Below are 522 nucleotides of genomic sequence, written 5' to 3'. Positions count from 1 at the left end.
CCTGAATGTGTCCGCTCCACCAAGCCATCATCGGACGTCGGCGTTCGATATAGTCAGCTCGGTTGTAGGCGCTTCGCACTTCGTCCTTGTCAACGTGGGCAAGCGCCACCTCGATMAGTTCCGGATCCCAGCCATGCTCATTGAGGATGGTACTCGCCATTGAGCGCATGCCATGACTTACTAGGCGCCCTTCGAAACCCATGCGTTTCAGCGCCATGTTGGCAGTCTGGCTGTTGCAGTGGGTACGAGGGTTACGGTCTGCAGGGAAGACGTACTCCCGGTGTCCACTGTAGGGTTTAATCGCTTCCAGGAGCGACAGAGCCTGCTCCGTGAGTGGAATGATGTGTATCCGACGTTTCTTCATGCGCTCCGCCGGTATAGTCCAGATTTTCTTTTCGAAGTCGATATCAGCCCAGCGGGAAGTGGCAGCCTCGGCTGGTCGAGTCATGGTGTGAAGTTGCCACTCGATTAGGCAGCGTGTAGTTCTCTTTATGCTGGCGTTGGCAATCGCCACCATAAGCT

1 protein-coding gene is annotated in these 522 nt (G+C 55.7%); it reads right to left on the bottom strand.

Annotation, left to right across the window (positions count from 1 at the left end):
- Window positions 1-522, bottom strand: a 522-nt coding sequence (locus AC1DRJ_RS32170) for a tyrosine-type recombinase/integrase (protein ID WP_477805635.1), incomplete at both ends; no start/stop codon positions are given.

Source organism: Pseudomonas sp. P5_B2 (assembly GCF_056400445.1).
Note: the sequence above shows the minus strand (reverse complement) of the source record. Positions and strands in the feature narration are given on the sequence as shown.